The organism is Streptomyces sp. NPDC096012, assembly GCF_040426375.1.
Lineage (GTDB): Bacteria > Actinomycetota > Actinomycetes > Streptomycetales > Streptomycetaceae > Streptomyces.
Window position 1 is genome coordinate 46,018 of record NZ_JBEOTD010000005.1, and the last position, 20,384, is coordinate 66,401.

General features: G+C 71.3%; 16 protein-coding genes. 9 read left to right on the top strand and 7 right to left on the bottom strand.

Going from position 1 to position 20,384, the window contains the following annotated elements; genetic code table 11:
- Positions 1 to 5: 5 nt before the first annotated feature.
- Together ABVB68_RS07480 and ABVB68_RS07485 are read right to left on the bottom strand one after the other, a co-directional pair.
- Positions 6 to 695: a response regulator gene (locus tag ABVB68_RS07480; RefSeq protein WP_353600083.1), complete on the bottom strand. Its 690-nt coding sequence runs from the start codon at positions 693 to 695 to the stop codon at positions 6 to 8.
- Positions 692 to 2,359, bottom strand: a complete 1,668-nt coding sequence (locus ABVB68_RS07485) for an ATP-binding protein (protein ID WP_353600084.1) — start codon at positions 2,357 to 2,359, stop codon at positions 692 to 694. The genes ABVB68_RS07480 and ABVB68_RS07485 overlap by 4 nt, the downstream gene beginning before the upstream one ends.
- Positions 2,360 to 2,639: 280 nt before the next feature.
- Between ABVB68_RS07485 and ABVB68_RS07490 the strand changes: the two genes are divergently transcribed.
- The 3 genes from ABVB68_RS07490 to ABVB68_RS07500 all read left to right on the top strand — a co-directional run bounded on the left by ABVB68_RS07490 (position 2,640) and on the right by ABVB68_RS07500 (position 5,541).
- A complete protein-coding gene (locus tag ABVB68_RS07490; protein WP_353600085.1) occupies positions 2,640 to 3,500 on the top strand; it encodes an ABC transporter ATP-binding protein in 861 nt (286 codons plus the stop codon).
- The gene (locus ABVB68_RS07495; protein WP_353600086.1) at positions 3,497 to 4,375 is read left to right on the top strand and encodes an ABC transporter permease; all 879 of its coding nucleotides are present in this window, start codon (positions 3,497 to 3,499) and stop codon (positions 4,373 to 4,375) included. The genes ABVB68_RS07490 and ABVB68_RS07495 overlap by 4 nt, the downstream gene beginning before the upstream one ends.
- A gap of 89 nt (positions 4,376 to 4,464) precedes the next feature.
- Positions 4,465 to 5,541: an ABC transporter substrate-binding protein gene (locus ABVB68_RS07500; protein WP_353600087.1), complete on the top strand. Its 1,077-nt coding sequence runs from the start codon at positions 4,465 to 4,467 to the stop codon at positions 5,539 to 5,541.
- A gap of 98 nt (positions 5,542 to 5,639) precedes the next feature.
- Here ABVB68_RS07500 and ABVB68_RS07505 read toward each other — a convergent pair whose 3' ends face one another.
- Entirely contained in the window at positions 5,640 to 7,064 is a 1,425-nt protein-coding gene (locus ABVB68_RS07505; protein ID WP_353600088.1) for an NAD-dependent succinate-semialdehyde dehydrogenase, read from the bottom strand.
- 244 nt (positions 7,065 to 7,308) lie between these two features.
- Here ABVB68_RS07505 and ABVB68_RS07510 point away from each other — a divergent pair, with 244 nt between their 5' ends.
- Positions 7,309 to 7,689 (top strand): DUF2267 domain-containing protein, encoded by a 381-nt coding sequence (locus ABVB68_RS07510; RefSeq protein ID WP_353600089.1) that lies wholly within the window; start codon positions 7,309 to 7,311, stop codon positions 7,687 to 7,689.
- Positions 7,690 to 7,803: 114 nt separating this feature from the next.
- Here the strand turns inward: ABVB68_RS07510 and ABVB68_RS07515 are convergent, their stop codons facing one another.
- On the bottom strand, positions 7,804 to 8,703 hold the full coding sequence (locus ABVB68_RS07515) for a LysR family transcriptional regulator (protein ID WP_353600090.1): 900 nt from the start codon (positions 8,701 to 8,703) through the stop codon (positions 7,804 to 7,806).
- A gap of 416 nt (positions 8,704 to 9,119) precedes the next feature.
- Between ABVB68_RS07515 and ABVB68_RS07520 the strand changes: the two genes are divergently transcribed.
- The 3 genes from ABVB68_RS07520 to ABVB68_RS07530 all read left to right on the top strand — a co-directional run bounded on the left by ABVB68_RS07520 (position 9,120) and on the right by ABVB68_RS07530 (position 11,904).
- The gene (locus ABVB68_RS07520) at positions 9,120 to 10,307 is read left to right on the top strand and encodes an MFS transporter (protein ID WP_353600091.1); all 1,188 of its coding nucleotides are present in this window, start codon (positions 9,120 to 9,122) and stop codon (positions 10,305 to 10,307) included.
- A 126-nt stretch (positions 10,308 to 10,433) separates the two neighbouring features.
- Positions 10,434 to 11,279: an aldo/keto reductase gene (locus tag ABVB68_RS07525; RefSeq protein ID WP_353600092.1), complete on the top strand. Its 846-nt coding sequence runs from the start codon at positions 10,434 to 10,436 to the stop codon at positions 11,277 to 11,279.
- 13 nt (positions 11,280 to 11,292) lie between these two features.
- The gene (locus ABVB68_RS07530; RefSeq protein ID WP_353600093.1) at positions 11,293 to 11,904 is read left to right on the top strand and encodes an NADPH-dependent FMN reductase; all 612 of its coding nucleotides are present in this window, start codon (positions 11,293 to 11,295) and stop codon (positions 11,902 to 11,904) included.
- A gap of 62 nt (positions 11,905 to 11,966) precedes the next feature.
- Here ABVB68_RS07530 and ABVB68_RS07535 read toward each other — a convergent pair whose 3' ends face one another.
- Positions 11,967 to 13,022: an LLM class oxidoreductase gene (locus ABVB68_RS07535; protein ID WP_353600094.1), complete on the bottom strand. Its 1,056-nt coding sequence runs from the start codon at positions 13,020 to 13,022 to the stop codon at positions 11,967 to 11,969.
- A 1,147-nt stretch (positions 13,023 to 14,169) separates the two neighbouring features.
- Here ABVB68_RS07535 and ABVB68_RS07540 point away from each other — a divergent pair.
- Together ABVB68_RS07540 and ABVB68_RS07545 are read left to right on the top strand one after the other, a co-directional pair.
- Complete coding sequence (locus ABVB68_RS07540) at positions 14,170 to 14,736, top strand: type 1 glutamine amidotransferase domain-containing protein (protein ID WP_353600095.1); 567 nt, start codon at positions 14,170 to 14,172, stop codon at positions 14,734 to 14,736.
- A 597-nt stretch (positions 14,737 to 15,333) separates the two neighbouring features.
- On the top strand, positions 15,334 to 16,059 hold the full coding sequence (locus tag ABVB68_RS07545) for a dienelactone hydrolase family protein (protein WP_353600096.1): 726 nt from the start codon (positions 15,334 to 15,336) through the stop codon (positions 16,057 to 16,059).
- 262 nt (positions 16,060 to 16,321) lie between these two features.
- On the opposite strand, the gene ABVB68_RS07550 is transcribed toward ABVB68_RS07545, so the two are convergent.
- Positions 16,322 to 19,030, bottom strand: a complete 2,709-nt coding sequence (locus ABVB68_RS07550; protein WP_353600097.1) for a SpoIIE family protein phosphatase — start codon at positions 19,028 to 19,030, stop codon at positions 16,322 to 16,324.
- Between the two features lie 499 nt (positions 19,031 to 19,529).
- Entirely contained in the window at positions 19,530 to 20,300 is a 771-nt protein-coding gene (locus ABVB68_RS07555; RefSeq protein WP_353600098.1) for a FadR/GntR family transcriptional regulator, read from the bottom strand.
- Positions 20,301 to 20,384: the final 84 nt, after the last annotated feature.

Consider the following 20,384-nt stretch of genomic DNA (forward strand, 5'->3'; position numbering starts at 1 on the left):
GTCGTTCAGCGCGCGATGCGGTACCGGTGTTCGGGGCGGCCGTTGGTGCCGTAGCGGAGTTGCAGGCGGACCGTGCCCTCCTTGACGAGGTAGGACAGATACCGCTGGGCGGTGGCGCGGGAGACGCCGGTCGCCTCGGCGGCTTCGGCGGCCGACAGGGCCGTGCGGGCGGTACGCAGGGCCTGGTGGATGGCGGTGAGCGTGGGCGCGGAGTGGCCCTTGGCCGGGACCCGGGGGACCACGGGCGGCCGGGCGGCACTGAACAGGGCGTCCACGTCCGCCTGATCGGCGGTGGTCGTCCGGCTGAGCGCGGCCACGCGGTCGCGGAGCCGACGGTAGGCGACGAGGCGTTCGGCGAGGTCGGCTGAGCCGAACGGCTTCACCAGATAGCCGAGGGCACCGAGTTTCATCGCGGCACGGACGGACGCTATGTCGTGGTCCGCGGTGATCATGAGGGCGTCGGGGCGGGCATCGCCCTCGTCCCGGCTGAGCTGCCGCAGGATGTCGAGGCCGCTGCCGTCGGGCAGGAAGACGTCGAGCAGCATCAGGTCCGGGCGCAGGGATCGGGCCGCCGTCAGTGCCTCGGCCACGGTCGCCGCCTCGCCGACCACCTGAAACCCCTCGACCCGGTGCACGTACTCGCTGTGGATCTGACCGACCCGGAAGTCGTCGTCCACCACCAGGGTCCGGATCACCAGCCCTCACCTCCCATCGCCAGTGCCGTCGTGAAGAGCGCGCCCCGCGGCACCGATGCCGTGTCCGGCAGCGGCAGTTCGACCGTGAACACCGCGCCCGGGCCCTCGCCGACCGTGATGGTGCCGCCGTGCCGCTGCACCAGCCGGTGCACCAGGGCCAGTCCCAGGCCGCGGCGGGCGGTGCCGCGCTCAGGGCGGGTGGACCAGCCGTCCTCGAAGATCGACTGGGAGGTGTCCGCGGCGATGCCCGGGCCGTTGTCCGCCACGCGTACGACGATCAGCTCGTCGCCCTCGGCCAGGGTCAGCGTGATACGGCGTCCGCCGTCGGCGGGTGGTGCCTCGGCCGTCGCGTCGATGGCGTTGTCGAGCAGATTGCCGACGATGGTCAGCAGACGCCGCAGGTGCGGCGGATCCGCTCCGATTGCGGAGTCTTCCGTCAGGACGATCCGCACCCCTCGTTCGGCGGCGACCGTCGTCTTGGCCACGATGAGTCCGACCATCAGCGGGTTGCCGATGTGCCGGCGCACGGCCTCGGTCAGTGCCTGCCCGGAGCGGGCCGTCTCGATGGCGTACTCGTACGCGGACCGGTGTTCGCCGATGTCCAGCAGCCCGGCCAGCGTGTGCATCCGGTTGGTGAACTCGTGCTGCTGGGCCCGCAGAGCGTCCGTCAGCCCGCGCACGGAGTCCAGTTCGCGCAGCAGCCCGACCAGCTCGGTGCGGTCGCGTACGGTGACGACGGCTCCCAGTTCGTGGCCGTGCAGCGTGACCGGCATGCGGTTGACGGCGAGACAGTGGTCGTCGGTCAGGACGCTGACGTCGGTCCCGGGCAGGGTGCCGTCCAGCGCGCGGCGCAGCCGGCCTTCGGGCAGCACCTCCTCCAGGGTGCTGCCGAGCGCGGTGCCGAGACCGAGCAGCCGCCGGGCCTCGTCGTTCACCACGGTGATCCTCCCGTCGGGGTCGAAGGCGACCACGCCCTCCCGGATGCCGTGGAGCATCGCCTCGCGGTCCTGCAGCAGGCCGGCGATCTCCTCCAGCTCCAGGCCGAACGTCGTCCGTTTCAGACGCCGGGCCAGCACAAGGGCCGCGGTCGCGCCGACCGCGGTGGCGATGCCGGCGTACAGCCCGAAGGTCGGCAACTCGCGCCACAGCTCGCCGAGCACGTCGTGTTCCGCTATGCCCACCGACACCTCGCCGACCAGCGCGCCGGAGGGCCCGCGCAGTGGCGCCTTGCCGTTGGCGGACCGCCCGGTCGCGCCCTGGTCGGCGCCGACGTGGGTACGGCCGTCCCGTACCACGATCGGTTCGTCCACCGGCTCGCCGATCAGAGCGGGGATGGGGTGCGAGTGCCGTACGCCGTGCAGGTCGATCACGACGACGTACGACGCCCCGGACGCCCGGCGCATCCGTTCGGCGACCGTCCGCACCACGTCGCCGCCGCCTCCGCGTTCCATGGCGTGCCGGATCTGCGGGTCCGCGGCCGTGGTCTGTGCGATCGCCAGGGCCCGCTGTTCGTAGGAGCGGTCGAGTTCGGCCCGTTGCGCGAAGGCGAACAGGACGAAGCCGATCACGCCGGTGAGCGCGAGGATCACCAGCTGGTTGGCGAGGATCCGGGTGGACAGCCTCCGCTTCCCGCCGCGGCCTGTTCGGGTACGGATGGGTATCACGGGTGCCTCTTCGTTCCGGTCGTGCGTCGTCCCGCGCCGGCCGATGCACGTGCCCGGGTGGCGCGATTGTGCCCGATGGCCGCGGTGCTGCCCACCCCCGGCCCGGTGAGCAGAACGAGCAGAAGCCCGGTTTACGCAACTATCGCGAGATAGCCGGGAAACGGCGACGTCACACGCGGCTGCCTCTAGCGTCTGCCTTCCTCGGTCTGCGAGGGGCCTCGATGAATCTCGCGAGGAACCCCCGGGGAACTCCGAACGAAGGAAGGAAGCGGCCCCCCTTATGGCTTCGCGAAACGATGTCGCGACGAGCCCAGTCACCGGTGCGGCGGACCACGCGAACGCGCGCATCGAGATATCCGGGCTCACCAAGCGATTCCTGACCCCTGCCGGTGAGGTGTTCACGGCGCTGCAAGGCGTTTCGTTCACCGTGGAGCCGGGGCAGTTCTGCGCCGTGGTGGGCCCGACCGGCTGCGGCAAGTCCACGACACTGAGCATGGTCTCCGGGCTCGACCGGCCCAGCGAGGGCTCGGTCAAGGTGGGCGGACGCGAGGTGGACGGCATCACCGACGGCGTCAGCTTCATGTTCCAGACCGACGCGCTGCTGCCCTGGAAGACCGTCCTCGGCAACGTGCTGATGGGTCCCGTCTTCCGCAGGGTGCCCAAGCAGCAGGCGCAGGCCTCGGCACGCGACTGGCTGCGCCGGGTCGGCCTCGCCGGGTTCGAGGACCGCTACCCCCACCAGCTGTCCGGTGGTATGCGCAAGCGCGTGGCCATGGCCGCGGCGCTGATCAACGAGCCGAAGATCCTGATCATGGACGAGCCGTTCGGTGCCCTGGACGTGCAGACCAAGGCGATCATGTCGACCGAGTTGCTGAGCCTGTGGGAGCAGATCCGGCCGTCCGTCATCTTCATCACCCACGACCTGGACGAGGCCGTCGCACTGGCCGACCGGGTGGTCGTGATGACCTCCAGCCCCGGCTCGGTCAAGGCGGTCTTCGACATCGACCTTCCCCGCCCGCGCGGCTCCGTCCAGGAGATCCGCTTCCAGCCCCGCTTCGTCGAACTCCAGCACCACATCTGGGACACGCTGCGCGAAGAGGTGGAGCGCGCCTACGCACTCACCGCCGGAGGCAAGGAATGAGTACCACGTCCACGGCATCCGCCACCCGCGGCACCCAGGGCGGGAAAAGCCCCGCCGCGTTGCTCGCGCAGCGTGCCGCCCGGCGACGCCGGGCCCTGGTGTGGGCCGGCCGTATCGGCCTCGCGGTCCTTGTGATCGGCGGCTGGCAGGCGTTCACCACCTGGGGCATCGTCGACCCGTTCTTCTTCGGCCAGCCGTCGGGAATCTGGCAGCGGCTGATCGACCTCTTCCAGCACGGCACCCAGTTCGGCTCCTTCTACCAGAACATCTGGACCACCATCGAGGAAGCGCTCGTCGGCTTCGCCGCGGGTTCCCTCACCGGGGTCGTCTTCGGCGTCGTGCTCGGGCAGAGCCGCTACCTGTCCGACGTGCTCGGCCCCTACATCAAGATGGTCAACGCCATCCCGCGCATCGTCCTCGGCTCGATCTTCATCGTCGCCTTCGGCATCGGCGTGACCCCGAAGATCCTGCTCGCCGCGGTGCTGGTGTTCTTCATCGTCTTCTTCAACGCCTTCCAGGGAGTCCGCGAGGTCGACCGCAACGTCCTCGCCAACGTCAGGGTGCTGGGCGCCTCCCGGACGCAGATCACCCGGCACGTCATCGTGCCCTCCGCGCTGACCTGGATCATCGCCAGCCTGCACAGCGCCTTCGGCTTCGCCATCGTCGGCGCGCTCGTCGGCGAGGTGCTCGGCGCCCAGAGCGGACTGGGCCTGGTCATCAAGACCGCGCAGAACAACTTCGACCCCGACGGCGTGTTCGCCACGATGCTGGTCATCGCGGTGATCGTGCTCGGTGCCGAGTGGCTGATCGGCAAGCTCGAACACCGGCTGCTCTCCTGGCGCCCGCCGTCCCCCTCCGAGGCGAACGTCCTCTGAAGCCCTGTCCTCGGGCCCGTATCCCCCTCTCTCCTTCCCCGCACTCCCGTACGGCGGTTCCCGCAGTCCCGAAAGGTGTATGCCTCGCCATGCTCAAGAGAACCCTCACCGCGTCCATCGTCACCGTCCTCGCCCTCGGCGGCGCCACCGCGTGTTCCGGTAACTCCGGATCGTCCGGCGCCGGCGGCACCCCCACCGTCCGCCTCATGGTCGGCGGCATCGACAAGCAGATCTACCTGCCCTATCAGCTCGCCGAGAGCCTCGGCTTCTACAAGAAGTACGGCGTCAAGGTCGAGCTGAGCACCGAGCAGAACGGCGGTGTCGGAGCCGAGGAGGCCATGGCATCGGGACAGGTCGACATGGCCGGCGCCTGGTACAACCACACGATCGAGTTCCAGGCGAAGGGCAAGGCGGTCGAGGACGTCGTCCAGCTGTCCGGCGCGCCGGGCGAGCGGGAGATGTGCACCAAGAGCAGCGGTGTGAAGTCGGCCGCGGACTTCAAGGGCAAGACGCTCGGAGTGACCGACCTGGGCTCGGGCACCGACACCCTCACCCAGTTCATGGCGGCGAAGAAGGGCCTCAGGACCGGCCAGTACCACCGGCTCGCGGTCGGTGCCGGCTCCACCGCCGTCGCCGCGCTGCAGAACGGCAAGGCCGACTGCGTCATGACGACCCAGCCGACGGTCGCCGCGATCCAGAAGAAGGGCGTCGGCGCCTCCGCGATCGACCTGGCCACCACCGACGGCGCCAAGGCGGCGCTGGGTGGTGCGTTCCCGGCCGCGAGCGTCATCGCCCGTACCGACTGGGTGAACTCGCACAAGGCCGCGGTGCAGAAGGTCGTCGACGCGCTCGTGGCCACCATGCACTGGATCCACGACCACAGCGCCGCCGACATCGCGAACAAGATGCCGGCGTCGTACGTGGAGAACCAGCTGGTCACCAAGGCCGACTACGTCACGGCCCTGAACGAGGACAAGGGCCAGTTCCTGCCCGACGGAATCATGCCGGCCGGCGGTCCGAAGACCAGCCTGGCCACGGAGAAGCTGGTCGGGACCGTGACCTCGACGGTGGACCTCGGCAAGACCTTCACCAACGAGTTCGCCATCAACGCCAACAAGAAGGAGGGCTTCACCACCACCACGACCCCTGCCGGGGCCGACGGCTGAGCCGTGTCCCACCCGCACGAGGCCGCCCGGGCAAGCGCAGCCCGGGCGGCCTCGTGCGGCGGTCGGCATCCGGCGAGCGCGGTCGACGGGCTCGGAGGTCAGCCCAGCACCTCTCCGATCGGGGCGTCGGCGTCCACGTAACGCACGAGCTTGCGGTTCGCGAACTCCACGATGCCGATGTCGCCGAGTTCGCGCCCGTAGCCCGAGCGCTTGATGCCGCCGAAGGGCAGCTCCGGCCGGGACGCGGTCGGGTGGTTGATCCACACCATGCCCGCCTCCAGCCGGTCCGCGACCCCGCGAGCACGTTCCGGGTCGGCGGCGAAGACCGCGCCTCCCAGGCCGTAGCGAGAGGTGTTGGCCAATGCCACGGCCTCGTCCTCGTCGGCGACCCGGTAGACCGTGGCGACGGGGCCGAAGAGCTCTTCCCGGTAGGCCCGCATGTCCGGTGTGACGTCGGTGAGGATGGTCGGCTCGACGAAGGCGCCCGGCAGGTCCGGCCGCCCGCCGCCCAGCACCACCGTGGCTCCCTTGTCCACGGCGTCGCGGACCTGCTCCATCAGGGTTTCGGCCGCGGCCTCGGAGGACAGCGGGCCGAGCGTGGTGGCGGGGTCGGCCGGATCCCCCGGTCGCACCTCGCTCATCCGGTCACGCAGCCCGGCGAGGAAGTCGTCGTAGACGTCGGCAAGGGCGATGAAGCGCTTGGCCGCCACGCAGCACTGCCCGTTGTTGCCCATCCGGCCGAGGAACGCCGCGTACACGGTGCGTTCGAGGTTGTGAGCGTCCAGCACGACGAAGGGATCGCTGCCACCCAGTTCGAGGACGGACTTCTTGACATTGCGGCCGGCGATCTCGCCCAGGCTCATGCCCGCCCGCTCGCTTCCGGTCAGTGACGCGCCCTGCACCCGGGCGTCATCGATGATCTTCCCGACGTCCCTGCCCCGCACGAAGAGATTGGTGTAGACGCCGGTGGGCACACCCGCGTCCTTGAACAGCTGCTCGATCGCCAGTGCGGACTGGGGGCAATTGCTCGCGTGCTTGAGCAGGATCGTGTTGCCGAGGACGAGGTTCGGACCCGCGAACCGGACCACCTGGTACAGCGGGAAGTTCCACGGCATCACACCCAGAAGGACGCCGAGCGGCTCGTTCACGAGCACGGCGGTGCCGTCGGGCACCGGCAGGGGGCGCTCTTCCAGCAGCTCGGGGCCGTGCTCGCCGTAGTAGGTGAGGATGTCGGACGCGAGGTCGACCTCTGCGCGGCTCGAATTGATCAGCTTGCCGACCTCGAGGGTCAGCAGCCGCGCCAGTTCCTCCTTGCGCTCCCTCATGAGCCGGCCGGCGCGTTGCACGACAGCCCCACGGTCGGCCGTCGGCCGGGCGCGCCAGTCCGGAAAGCTGCGGTGCGCCGCGTCGATCGCGCCTTCCACGTCCTGCGGGCTCATGGCCGGGAACTCCCGGACTCTTTCACCGGTGTACGGATTGACCGTGGCGATGGGGCGTCCCTGGGTAGTGACATCGGCGTTCATGGCGCCTCCGTGGGGTCGGGCACCTCGGGTTTCCACGGCCGGACCCGCTCACACCTGCCGATGCCCTCCGTTGTGGCCCGTTCCGTCCACCGGCGCGGCCCTGCACACCACGTGCACGGAGGCCTCGCGCCGCGGGTGGCCGTGGCCACCGCCGTCCGTGCGCAGGCGTGGGCCGGGTCGGCGTGGCAGGCTGGCAGAGGGGCCGCGCCGTTCGTCGCACCACAGCAGCGAAGGAGGACGACGCATGGATGAGCAGGAATTCGTCCGTACCGTGGCCGAGCGCACCCAACTGAGCCGGCAGGAGGCGGCGGACCTGACCTGGGCCACGCTCGAGACGCTGGCCCACAGGCTGAGCCGGGGGGAGGCCAGGGACCTCATCACCGAGCTTCCGCGGGGCCTCGCGGAGGCGGTGCGCCGGGGGACCACCGACCGCATCGAGCGCTTCGGCCACTACGACAGCGTGCAGCGCGTGGCCGAACGCACCATGCTCAAGGAGGAGGAAGCCGACCGGGGTGTGCGGACCGTACTGGCCGTGCTCCGGGAGGCGATCAGCGAGAAGGAGTTCAACCACCTGATGTCCCAGCTCGGCACGGACTTCTCCAAGGCCGTCGAATCCGCCGGGTGACCCAGGAGCCCTCGGCACGCCGCCCGCGTCACGGAGCGCCGGCGTCAGCGGAGGCCGCGGCAGCCGGCGCGGCCCGCCGCGTCCGACTCGCACCGGCCGCTCGGGCCCGGGCCGTCACAGGGCGATGACGTGGAGGTCGACCAGGTCGAGCAGCGCCCGCAGGGCCGAGCTCGGCCGCCGTGTCGACGACGTACCCAGATGCATGCTCCAGCGGAGCATGGTGCCGTCGACGTCCAGCACGTCCAGGACGTGCAGACCGGGGGTGCGGGCCACGGCGAACGCGGGCAGGAAGGCGATGCCCAGACCGTGCCGGACCAGTGCCGCCCCCATGTCGATGTCGGGCACTTCCAGCGCCACTCGTCGTACGACGCCCGCCGCCGCGAACGCCCGGTCGACCACCTCGCGGTTGCCGTAGCCCGGCGGGAAGTCCACGAAGGGCTCCCCCGCGAGGTCCGCGAGTGCCACCTCGTCCCGCTGCGCCAGCGGATGGCCGGCGCTCACCACCAGGACGAGCGGCACGGTCGCCAGCTCCCGCGCGTCGATCCCGGCGGGCTTGTGCTCGGGCAGCGACAGGAAGGCCACGTCCAGGTCCCCGCGGAGCAGCGCGTGCGCCAGTCCCGCCGAGCCGGTCGTCGCCAGCCGCAGCCGGACGTCGATCGCCGGATGCCGCGCGTGCAGCTGACCGAGGAGCGCAGGCAGGTCCACCACCTCCACCGAGGCCATGGCGCCCACGTTCACCGTGCCGCGCAGCGTGTCCTGTGCGGCGCGCACGGCGTCCTGGGCCGCCTGGGCGGCGTGCAGGGTGGCCCGCGCCTCCGGCAGCAGCGCAGCGCCCGCCCCGGTGAGCCGGACCTGCTGCGACGTGCGCTCGAACAGCGCGCAGCCGAGCTCGCGCTCCAGGGAGCGGATGGCGGCGGACACCCCGGACTGCACCACGTGCAGCCGTCGGGCGGCACGCGTGAAACTCAGCTCCTCGGCGACCGCGATGAAGTGCTCCAGCTGACGTAGCTCCATACGAGAAGTATCACTCGCATTGCTCGATCCCAGCAAAAACATTCGTTGGCATTGATCACGGCTGGTGAGGAGGATGGAAGGTGTCATCCACTTCCGCCTGAGGAGGGATACCCCTGCCTGCCGTTCCCACGCCGCTGAGCCGTCCCACAGCCGACGCTCCCGGCGACCCGACCCCCCTGATTCCGGCACCCGCTCCGGCCGACCCGACCCGCCTGATCCCGGCCCCCGCTCCGGCCGACTCGACCCGCCTGATTCCGGCACCTGCTCCGGCCGACCCGGCGCACGGGTTCCTCGCCCCCGCTCCCGGCGACTCGGCCCACCGGATTCCGGCACCCGCCCCCGCCGACCTGCCGCCCCGCGCCCCCGCCCGGCGCCGGCGCCGGGCCCCGCACGCGACCGGCTTCTGGTTCGTGGCGGTGGCCTTCACCGTGCTGATGGCCTTCGGCACCGCGCCGACCCCGCTGTGGCCGCTGTACGAGGCCCGGGACCACTTCGGCGCGACCACGGTCACGGTGGCGTACGCCTCGATGGTCGTGGGCGCGGCGGCCGCCTTCCTCGGACTGGGACACCTGTCGGACCGGCTCGGCCGGCGGCGCATCATCGTCCCCGCGCTGCTGGTCGGCATCGTCGCGTCGGTCGTACTGATCCTGTGGCGGGACCTGCCGGGGCTGATCGCGGGCAGGATCCTGAACGGTGTCGGACTGGGGCTGATGGCCTCGACCGCGACGACGTACCTGCACGACCTCCACCACGAGGCGCGCCCGGAACGGACGGGTTCGGTGCTGCCCGGCATCGTGGCCACCGCGGCCAACCTCGGCGGCCTGGCCTCCGGACCCCTGATCGCCGGAGCCGCCGCCGAGTGGCTCCCCGAGCCGCTGATCACCACCCAGGCGATCTTCGGGCTCGCCATGGCGGGTTGCCTGGCGCTGGTGCTGTGCACCCCGGAGACCGTCGACCTTGAGCTGCCCGCGGCCGAAACGCCCAGCAGGTTCGTCCTGCGCCCCGGCGGCGGCCGGTCGTTCGGCGCGGCCGGCGCCCTGGGCGCCTTCGCCTTCGCGATCCTCGGCCTGATCTCCTCCCTCGGGGCGAGCGTGCTCCACGGCACCCTGCACACCGACTCGCACCTCGTGGCCGGCCTGGCGGCCTTCCTCATGTTCGGTTCCGCGGCGGCCGCCCAACTGGTGCTGGGACGCCTCCCGCTGCCCCGGGTCCTGACCGTGGGTGCGGTGGTCTTCCCGGTCGGCCTGGTCCTGTGCGCCGTCGCCCTCTACCACCCGGCGCTCTGGCTCTACCTGGTCGCCGTGTCCCTGTCGGGAGCCGGCTCCGGGCTGCTGTTCAAGGGAGGCGTCGAACGTGCCGTTTCGGTGGCCGAGCCCGCCTCACGCGCCGGGGTCCTCGCCATGTTCTTCGTGGTTTCGTACGTCGGGATGGGCCTGCCCTCCGTCCTGTTCAGCATCGCCCTGCGGCACTTCGCCGTGCAGACCGCGATGATCGGCTTCGCGGCGGTCCTCTCCTGCGGCGCCGTCGTCTCCGTCGCCGTCGCGTCGCGCGACCGCGCACCGGGTCCCGGCGCGCTCCCGGCGCGGTCCGCTCGCCCCTCCTGACCCTCCCCGCGACGCATGCGACACCGGTTGTCTGGGAGGCGCGGGCCTGGGCACTCGGTGCGGGTGCGCGTGACACCCGGGCGCGGGTGCACGTGACAGGGATCCGCGGCGGACGGGAGGCACGAGATGTCTGCGGAACTGGCGGGAACGATCGCACTACCTTCCGGTGAGGAGATCGCGGCGCTCGGGCAGGGCACCTGGTACCTGGGTGAGGACCCGGCACGGCGGGAGGAGGAGATCGCCGCCCTGCGGCTGGGTGTCGAGCTGGGCATGACCGTCGTCGACACGGCGGAGATGTACGGCGACGGCGCAGCCGAGGAGCTCGTCGGGGAGGCCTTCCGTGGACGCCGCGAGGAGGTCTTCCTCGTCAGCAAGGTGCTGCCCGGCCACGCCGACCGGAAGGGCACCGTCGCCGCCTGCGAGCGCAGCCTGCGGCGGCTCGGTACGGAACGGCTGGACCTCTACCTGCTGCACTGGCGGGGCAGGTGGCCCCTCGAGGAGACGCTTGCGGGATTCACCGACCTGTTGGAGGCGGAGAAGATCCGTTACTGGGGCGTGAGCAATCTGGACGTCGCCGACATGGTGGAGCTGACCGCGCTGCCCGGCGGCGACGCCGTGGCCACCGACCAGGTGCTGTACAACCTCTCCCGGCGCGGCATCGAGTGGGATCTGCTCCCCTGGTGCCGCGAGGCCGGGGTGACGGTCGTGGCCTACTCCCCGATCGAGCAGGCGCGGCTGCTGAAGTCCGCCGCTCTGGGCGCCGTGGCCCGGTCCCTCGGCGCCACGCCCGCCCAGGTGGCACTCGCCTGGGTGCTGGCCCAGGGGGTGGCGGCGATCCCGCGTTCCGGATCCCCCGACCACGTTCGGGAGAACCGCGGCGCGGTCGACCTCCACCTTCCCCCCGAGGCACTCGACGCCCTCGACGAGGCGTTCCCGCCGCCCAGCGGCCCCACGCCCCTGGAGATGCTCTGAAGGAGTTGACAGGATGGCGCGCCGCCCGCTCGTCGTCGGAATGGGGGGTTCGCTGCGCACCCCGTCGACCAGCCTCACCGCACTGCGTGTGGCGGTCGAGGGGGCGGCCGGGGCGGGCGCCGGCACCCAGGTGATCGACCTCAAGCGGCTGGATCTTCCGCTCTACACCTCCGAGCACGGGATTCCTCCGTCCGCCCGCAGACTCGCGGACACCGTCCAGGCCGCCGACGCCCTGCTGTGGAGCAGCCCGACGTACCACGGGTCGGTCAGCGGCGCGTTCAAGAACGCGGTGGACTGGCTCGCCCTCCTGGCCGACCACGACCCGCCCTACCTGAGCAACAAACCCGTGGGGATGCTGACGACCGCCGGTGGAGTGCAGGGCCTGCAGGCGATCAACGCGATGGAGTTCATCGTCCGGTCGATGCGCGGCTGGGCCGTACCGCTGGTGTTCGCGGTCCCGCGGTCCTCCCGGGTCTTCGACCGCGACGGACACCTCACCGACCAGGCGGTCGCGGAGCAGTTGCGCGGCCTCGGCGCGGAGGTGACCAGGGCGGCCCTGCAGTTCCGGGCGGAGGGCACGTGCGACTACGCGCAGGAGCGGTCGTCCGGGGTGGTCCTGGACTGAGCCCGCCCCTGTCACACCGGGCCGCAGGGGGTGTCCTCCAGGTCCGCAGGGGGCTTTCCGCCTCAGGGCCCGGTCCGCCCCACGGGCCGCCGCTGCTCGCCGCGCGCCCCGGAGCGCCCGGGCGGGAAGTGCGGCAGCACGTGCTCGGCCAGTTCGTCGATCACGTCGGCGACCGGGCGGCGGCTGTGCTTGAAGTTGATCATCAGCTGGTCGATGCCGATGTCCTGCCAGGCCCGCATCATCGCCAGGAACGACACCCGGCCCACCGAGAAGCCCTGGTGGATGCGCCGGGGCAGGGCCATCGGGTCCGCGGCCAGGTCCAGATAGGTGGCCTGGGCGTACGGCTTGAACCCACCTCCGTCGCCCCGGGTCAGCTCCCGCCACCGCTCGATGTTCTCGGCCTGCTGCTGGAGCGGTGGGGTGTAGTACAGCCAGCCGTCCATGTTGTCGGCGATCCACCGGACGTCCTGCCTGCCGCGTCCCGTCATCAGTACGGGGATTCGCTGGTACACCGGCTTGGGCAGCAGATCGGTGCCGCGCATGCGGCCGAGCGGCGACTCCACGTGCGGGAAACGGTGTTCGAGGACGATACGGAAGTAGTCCAGCGACTGCCGGAACCTCTCGGCCCGGCGGTCCAGGTCCTGGCCGAAGGCCGGGAACTCCACGGGCCGGTCACCGGTGGCCACCCCGAGCAGCAGCCGTCCGCCTGACAGCTGGTCCACCGAGGCCGCCGCCTTGGCGGTGTGCAGGGGATGCCGCAGCGGCATGACGATGCTGGCGGTCCCCAGGGTGATCGAGGTGGTGCGGGCGGTGAGCTGCCCCAGGTACACCCACGGGTCGAAGACCTGCCCGGCGTCACCGAAGCCCGGGTCCAGCAGCGGCACGTCACGGACCCACACCGAGGCGAAGCCGGCCCGCTCGGCCTGCTGGATCCGCTCGATGTGCCCGGCCAGGGACGGCACGGGCCCGTCGAAGCCCTCCAGGGGCGTGATGGCGCCCACCGTCATCCTGCCGCCGGGATACGCCCTCGCCATGGCGGCGTGCTCGAAGAACGGCCGCTGCGCTTTGCCTTCCACGTCCACGGGCGTGCCGGCCGGGGGAACTGTCGGTTGTGTCATGCGATTCTCCGGTGATCTCACGCGGTGTCCGGCCCGCATCCCAGTGACGACTCGACCAGGGCCGACCGAGACGTGAAACGTGGGTTCCCGTGATCAGGCCGGAGTGAATGCGGGTCATGGTGCATGCGCCTCAGCGGAGGCCGAGTGACATCTGACGCTTCCATGCTCCGGATGCGGCCCCCGCCCTGTGTGCTCCCGGCGGGAGGAAAAGCGGTGGGCTCGATAGGCCTGCTGGTACAAGTGCGGACGGCCCCCGCCCGGCCAGGGGCGACGCCGGTGCCCGGTCTGCCGGGGATTCCGGTCTCCTCCGGGCCCCCCGATGCAGTCCCGCACTCCCCGGGCCGGCCGTGTCGTCCGGCCGGCGATTCTCGTTCGAGGCGCTGCGATGCCGTGCAGGGGCCGGCACGGAGGAGGGGGAGGGAGGGCGGAGGAGGGAAGAGGGAGGCCGGCGGACGGAGGAGGGAGGGCGGAGGAGGGAGGGCGGAGGAGGGAAGGGAGGGCGGAGAGTGGAGGACGGAGAACGGAGGACGGACGGCCAGCCGGACGGTCGGCAGCCGGACGAATCGGCCGACGGGTGCCTGCGCGGGGACGTGCTGCTCTGCCAGGGGAAGAGGGGGTGCCCCTTTTCGGCCTGGGGTGAGGAGGCGCTCGGCAGGGGGCTCTGCGAATACTCGACCGGGTGACAGCCGATGGTGGCGCGGGCGGGAGCGAACGACGGCCTGGAGGGCGGCCGCCTTCGCCTACGGCGTGCCGGGTGCAGAAGCCGGAACGTCGGCTGCGGACGGGCCGACGCAGGCCGACGTCAAGGCGGGCGACGAGCAGTTGTCCGGCCGGATCGAGGCCGGATGTACGGCGGGAGCCGGGCCGGGGAGGCCGAGCCGCCCTGGATCGTCTCCCGCGAACTCGTGAACTCGCGAACTCGTGAACTCGCGAACTCGTGAACTCGCGAACTCGTGCTCGCGAACTCGCGAACTCGCGAACTCGTGCTCGTGAACTCGTGAACTCGTGAACTCGTGACTCGTGACTCGTGAACCCGTACCGGACAAGGCGGCAGACCGCCTGGACGGACACCAGCGAGTCGACGCCCGTGCCGGGTGTCCCTGCCGCCCGCACCGCACAACCAGTGACTCGTGAAGGGAGCCGCACCATGACACAGGAACTCCAAGGTATGCGCGTGGCGATTCTGGCCACCGACGGCGTCGAGCGCGTGGAACTCGACCAGCCGCGCGGTGCGCTGCAGGGCGCGGGGGCGAAGACCGAGATCCTCTCGCTCCACCCCGGTGAGATACAGGCCCGGCAGTTCGACCTCAACGCGGCCGGAACCTTTCCCGTGGACCGCCTGGTCGCCGACGCCTCCGTCAACGACTACCACGCCCTGCTCCTGCCCGGCGGCACCATGAACCCGGACCAGCTGCGCATGGACCGCGACGCGGTGCAGTTCGTCAAGGACTTCATGGCCAGCGGGAAACCGGTCGCATCGATCTGCCACGGCCCGTGGACCCTGGTCGAAGCCGACGCCGTGCGCGGCCGCCGCCTGACGTCCTGGCCCAGCATCCGCACCGACCTGCGCAACGCCGGCGCGGAGGTCGTCGCCGACGAGGAGGTGGTCGTCGACGGGCAGCTGGTCACCAGCCGCAGCCCTGCCGACCTGCCCGCCTTCTGCGCCGCCATCGTGGAGCAGTTCGCCCGGGCGCACCACCCCATGCCCGGCTGACCCGGCGGCCTGGTTTCGCTCGGCACCGGAAAGGTCGGCACCGCGTCGGTGTGAGCCCTCGCGCACCTTGCGACATCTGACCGAACGCAACGAGGCAACCTCCGAAGACCGCCCTTGACCTGCAAAAAGCAGGCAGGGAGCAGACGAATCGGGGGTTTCTTCGTGATGCATGCCGTGAGCAACCAAGAACTAGCGTTCGGGTGTCTGCGCAGTCGAGCCCTGATGACCGCCTCAGGGTCGGTGAAGGCCGGCATCAGGTGCACGTCAGTGGTGGTCGACGTAGGCGAGGAGTCCGCCGACGGTCAGACCCACCGCGTGCCCTTGGCGGAAGCACTCGTGGCGCTTGAGATGCCGTCCCGGCTGCGCGCCCATGGTGGAGTCGGATATCGGAACTGGCTGAATGCCTGTGGTCCCGAGCGACGGTGGCTTGCCGGACCCGGCATCAGGTCATCGAGGGCACCCTCACCCGCCTCCAGGTCGAGAACAAGCTGAGCTGAACCGCCGGCGGGGTGGTTCCGGAATACGCCGGAGACCTTTCTTCTGCCGGTGGCAGAACACCGGCCCGACCGGGCTCGACGATCACTACAGTCCAGGCTCATGACGACGGTTGCAACGCGCACGATCGAATACGCGGCCGACGGCCTGACGATGATCGGCCATCTCGCGCTCCCGGCCGGTGCCGACCGCCGGCCCGCGGTCCTGGTCGGGCCCGAGGGGGTGGGGCTCAGCGACGTCGAGCGCCGCCGGGCCGATGCGCTCGCCGAGCTGGGATACGTGGCGCTGGCCTTCGATCTCCACGGCGGGCGCTATCTGGCCGACCCTGAGGAGATGCTGGCCCGTTGCCTGCCGCTGCTCGCCGACCCCGACCGGATGCGAGGCATCGGCCACGCGGCGCTCGACGTGCTCCGCGCCGAGCCGCGGACCGACCCGAACCGGATCGCCGCCGTCGGCTACGGCACCGGGGGCGCAATCGCGCTGGAACTCGGGCGCGACGGCGTCGATCTGCGAGCGATCGCGACAGTCAACGGACTGACCACGGGCCGACCGGGCGAGACGGCGCGCATTCACTGCCCGGTGTGGGCCGGGGTCGGGTCGGAAGACCCGATCATGCCGCCCGCGCAACGGGACGCGTTCACCGCCGAGATGCGGGCTGCGGGCGTCGACTGGCGCCTGGTGGTCTACGGCGGCGCCGTGCACGCCTTCCATCACCCACCGGTCGACCACGTCGTGCGTCCGGGGGTCGCTTATCACCCTCAGCACGCGCAGCGAGCTTGGCGGGACGTCGTCGACCTGCTCGCCGAGTGCCTGCCCAGCACGGAGTGATCTGGGCCGACCGGGGCTTGTTCACAGGCTCCGGCAGCCCTTGCTTCGAGGCATCGCTCCGGGGAGCGTCATTCGCACTCCTGCGGACGGCGGCGTGCGGGGATGCCGGGTGGACGGCAGGTCGCTGAGCCCGACGCCGGCTCTCTTCGCGCTTCGTGCGGGAGGTCGGAGCGCTGATCGCTGCCTCCCGGTCCGCAAGCTGTCAGCATCAGACCGGGTGGAGTCCGGCCTGCCGACCTGCAGGGCGCTCGAGGTCATCGGCTCACAAACCGGGATCATCGAACTGGTCGAGGTCGAACTGGTCGAGAAGGAAGTCGACCGGTGCGGGGCCCGAGGCGGCGGATTCGCCGTCGTGAAGAAGCTGCTCCGTCCAGATGACCTTGCCACGGTTCGTGTACCGGGTTCCCCACCGCTGCGCGAACTGCGCCACCAGAAAGAGCCCCCGCCCCCCTTCGTCCGTGGCCGCCGCCCGCCGCAGGCGCGGCGAGGTACCGCTGCCGTCCGAGACCTCGCATATCAGACAGCGTCCGTGCAACAGCCGCACGCCGATCGGCGGAGAGCCGTACCGGATCGCGTTCGTGACCAACTCGCTGACGATCAGCTCCGTGGCGAATCCGATCTCCTCCAGCCCCCATTCCCGCAACGTCTCCCTGCAGCGCGCCCGCACCGAGGGCACCAACGCCGGATCGGGCGGCACGTCCCACTCGGCCACGCGCGAGCGCGGGTACATCCGGGTACGTGCCGTCAGCAGCGCGACGTCGTCGGAGGGGCGGGACGGCTTCAGCGCGTCGATCACCGCCTGACACGTCTCCTCCGGAGTGCGTTTCCCGGACCCGTCCAAAGCCCGGCGCAGCCTCTCCATCCCGATGTCGAAGTCGTCGGTGTGGTTCAACACCAGGCCGTCGGTGTACAGCACCAGTTGTGAACCCTCCGGCAGGGACACCTCGGCGCTCTCGAAGGGGTAGCCGCCCAGACCGAGGGGTGCCGAGACCGGCACACCAAGGCAGGTGACCGTCCCGTCCGGGCGCACCACCACCGGTTCCGGGTGTCCCGCACGGGCCGTCGTGCAGGTCCCCGCCACCGGGTCGTACACCGCGTACAGACAGGTCGCTCCGGTCACCGCCTCCCCTTCGCGGCCATCCACGGCATCACCCATGTCCTTCTCGTTGTCCATGCGCACGACCAGGTCGTCCAGGTTCCCGAGCACCTCGTCCACGGGCAGGTCCAGGGTGGAGAAGTTGAGCACAGCGGTGCGCAGCCGCCCCATCGTCGCCGCCGCGTGCAGCCCGTGACCGACGACGTCACCCATCACCAGGGCCACGCGGGCGCCCGGAAGCGGGATGACGTCGAACCAGTCCCCGCCCACCCCCGCCTCCGAGGGCAGATACCGCCAGGCCACCTCCAGCGCGTCCTGCTCCGGCTGTCCTCGCGGCAGCAGACTGCGCTGCAGCGCCACCGCCATCGCGTGCTCCCGGGTGAACCTCCGGGCGTTGTCGATGGCCACCGCCGCCCGCACGGCCAGTTCCTCCGCGAAGGTGAGATCGTCCGGCCCGAACGCAGGGGAATCCGCCGTCCGGTAGAAGTTCGCCACGCCCAGCGGCACGTTCCGCGCCCGCAGCGGCACGGCCACCAGCGACCGCAGCCCGCCCTCCAGGGCCTTCCGGGCGCGCTCCGGGTCCTGTTCCCGCCAGCCGTGTGCCCGGCCCAGGTCCGTCTCCAGCATCCCCCGCCCCTCCTGCAGCGCCCGCATCTGCGGGGTGCGGGGCGAGAGCGCGATCACTTCGTCCAGCGGATATACCGGCATCATCCGCTGTTCCCCGCCGATCGCCGCCCGGCGCAGATGCCGCCAGCCCTCCGGCGTCGGCTCCCACCCCCGCAGCACCGCGTCGAGCAGATCCACCGTCACGAGGTCGGCGAACTGCGGCGCCGCCACGTCGGCCAGCTCCTGGGCCGTACGCCTCACATCCAGCGTCGTCCCGATCCTCACCCCGGCCTCGTACAGCAGGTTCAGCCGCTCCCGCACGACCTCGGCCCGACCTGAGATCTCCGCCAGCTCCGTGGTGTCCCGGAGGGTCACCACGCCGCCTCCCCGGTCGCCCCGCGGGTACGTCGGCCGTTTGTTCACCGCCAGCAGTCGGTTCCCCACGCGAAGCACCGCGTCGGTGACCTCCTCCGGCGACGACAGCAGGCTCACGACCGGCTCCGGCAGTCCCAGCTCCCGCACCGAGCGCCCCCGCACGTCAGCCGGCAGTCCGAGAAGCCGCGTCGCCTCGTCGTTCGCCAACAGCAGCCGTCCGTCGGAGTCGGTGATCAGCACCCCTTCCCGCACCGCGTGCAGGACCGCGTCGTGGTGCTCGTACAGCTGTGCCAGCTCCACCGGAGCCAGGCCAAAGGTCTGCCGCCGCAGCCGCCGGGACGCCAGCGTCGTTACCGTGATGGCCAGCGCCAGCGCGACCGCGCCGCTGGCCAGGATGATCGGCAGCTGCGGCAGCCACAGCCGCGCCGCGTTCTTGACCGTGATTCCGGCGGAGACCAGGCCGACCACCTTGCCGCGCGAGTCGGTCACCGGGACCACCGCCTGCACGGCCGTCCCCCGGCCCGCGGGAAGAGGCGGCCCACCGGCCTGCTCGATGACGGTACGGCCCTTCAGCGCCGGTGCGATGGCGCCGACGAACTTCTTCCCGATCTCCCGCGGATACGGGTACGTGTAACGAATCCCCTTCGTGCTCAGGACGACGACGAAATCCATGCCGGTGCGCTTGCGCGCCGCCTCGGCCCGCGGCTGGAGCACCGCTGAGGGGTCCCGGCTCCGCAGTGCCGCGGCCACGCCAGGGGCACTCGCGAACGACTGGGCTGCGACGACCGACTCCCGTCGCCCCTGCTGCAGAGCGTCACTCGCCGCCTGGAGCACCATGCCCACCACCGCGGCCACCACCAGCAGGACCACGATGACGACCTGGAGGAGGAACATCTGACCGGCCGCACTGCGCAGGTCCGTCCGGGAAGCGCGGCCTTTGCGCGAGCGTCCGACGGGCGGATGACGTCCCGGGCTCGGAGGGCGTCCGGAGAATACCTCCATACACCCTTGATAACACCACTGTGGGCAAGCCGGCGCCGGTCGCATCCGTCCCGCGGCCGCCGCTCGCGGCAGCAGAAGGCGTCGGTGCAGGAAGGAAAGAGCCGAGCGGGAGCAGGGCGTCCGGAGCCGATGCCCGTCGGCGCGGCAGGCGTGGGTGGGCTGCTGACCGCCCCGGCCGCGGCGGTGATCCGCTGCGCGGCGAGCCGTGCGCCCTCGCCCCCGGCCGCCGCCGTGGTGATCACGTCACTGGAAACGCGGGCCGGCTCGCGGTCGGCGGCATCGTATGCGCGACTCGCCAGGGCCAGGAGCCTGTCGCCGCGCAGGGCGACCGGGCGCAGATGGAGAACCGTGTGTGGCGAACGCCGGCGGAGCACATCGACCCGTGCCGACTTCAGTCGCCGGCGGTGGCGGTTCCGGGGTGGGCGGACGTGCCGAGGAGGCCTACGAACATGGTCTGGTGCAGCGCTTCCACATGGTGCCGGGCCGCCTCCCCGGCTGCGGCGGTGTCCTGGCGACGCAGTGCGTCCAGGAGGTCGCGGTGCTCGCGGTTGGAGGCGCGCAGCGCGTCCATGGGGTAGGGCAGGTAGTAGCGGTAGAGCTCGCGCAACACCGCGCCGTAGGGAGCGGTTATCGAGGAGATGCCGGTCCCCTCGGCGAGCCGGAGGTGGAAGCGCTCGTCGCAGCTGTGGAACTCGGCCCAGCTGGGCGCGCGGTCCATCTCCTCGATGAGTTCCCCCAGCTCGGACAGGTCCTTGTCGGAGGCCCGCACCGCCGCCAGGTGGGCGATGCCGCATTCCAGGGCGAGCCGGTGGTCGATCAGCCGACGCACGGCGTCGCCGGCGGTCCGGTAGGCGTCCGTGGTGAGGACGGTCCCGGGGGTGGGGTGCGCGGCGACCAGCGTGCCGCCGGCGCGCCCGCGACGGCGCTCCAGAACGCCGTCGCCGCACAGGGATACCAGGGCGCGACGGACGGTGATCTCGCTGACGTCGAGGGCCTGGGCGATCTGCGGGGTGCCGGGCAGGCGGTCGCCGGGGGACAGCAGGCCCAGATCGACGGCGAGCGCGATCCGGGCCCGGACCGCTTCCAGGGCGGACAGCCTGCGCACGCCACTGAGTTCGGGGGCCGTGAGGCCGGTGGTCGGGGCGTTGTCACTGCCGGGCATGGCGTCACCCTAACCAGGTCCACCGACCACCGCCGAAAAATGCTCATCTTGAGCACTCTTGTTTAACTGCTCATCTTGAACTAG

Excerpts from the sequence above, each read along its gene's own strand:
- ABVB68_RS07490 (WP_353600085.1), top strand. The coding sequence starts at position 2,640 with ATGGCTTCGCGAAACGATGTCGCGACGAGCCCAGTCACCGGTGCGGCG.
- ABVB68_RS07495 (WP_353600086.1), top strand. The coding sequence starts at position 3,497 with ATGAGTACCACGTCCACGGCATCCGCCACCCGCGGCACCCAGGGCGGG.
- ABVB68_RS07500 (WP_353600087.1), top strand. The coding sequence starts at position 4,465 with ATGCTCAAGAGAACCCTCACCGCGTCCATCGTCACCGTCCTCGCCCTC.
- ABVB68_RS07505 (WP_353600088.1), bottom strand. The coding sequence starts at position 7,064 with ATGAACGCCGATGTCACTACCCAGGGACGCCCCATCGCCACGGTCAAT.
- ABVB68_RS07510 (WP_353600089.1), top strand. The coding sequence starts at position 7,309 with ATGGATGAGCAGGAATTCGTCCGTACCGTGGCCGAGCGCACCCAACTG.
- ABVB68_RS07515 (WP_353600090.1), bottom strand. The coding sequence starts at position 8,703 with ATGGAGCTACGTCAGCTGGAGCACTTCATCGCGGTCGCCGAGGAGCTG.
- ABVB68_RS07525 (WP_353600092.1), top strand. The coding sequence starts at position 10,434 with ATGTCTGCGGAACTGGCGGGAACGATCGCACTACCTTCCGGTGAGGAG.
- ABVB68_RS07530 (WP_353600093.1), top strand. The coding sequence starts at position 11,293 with ATGGCGCGCCGCCCGCTCGTCGTCGGAATGGGGGGTTCGCTGCGCACC.
- ABVB68_RS07535 (WP_353600094.1), bottom strand. The coding sequence starts at position 13,022 with ATGACACAACCGACAGTTCCCCCGGCCGGCACGCCCGTGGACGTGGAA.
- ABVB68_RS07540 (WP_353600095.1), top strand. The coding sequence starts at position 14,170 with ATGACACAGGAACTCCAAGGTATGCGCGTGGCGATTCTGGCCACCGAC.
- ABVB68_RS07545 (WP_353600096.1), top strand. The coding sequence starts at position 15,334 with ATGACGACGGTTGCAACGCGCACGATCGAATACGCGGCCGACGGCCTG.
- ABVB68_RS07550 (WP_353600097.1), bottom strand. The coding sequence starts at position 19,030 with ATGTTCCTCCTCCAGGTCGTCATCGTGGTCCTGCTGGTGGTGGCCGCG.
- ABVB68_RS07555 (WP_353600098.1), bottom strand. The coding sequence starts at position 20,300 with ATGCCCGGCAGTGACAACGCCCCGACCACCGGCCTCACGGCCCCCGAA.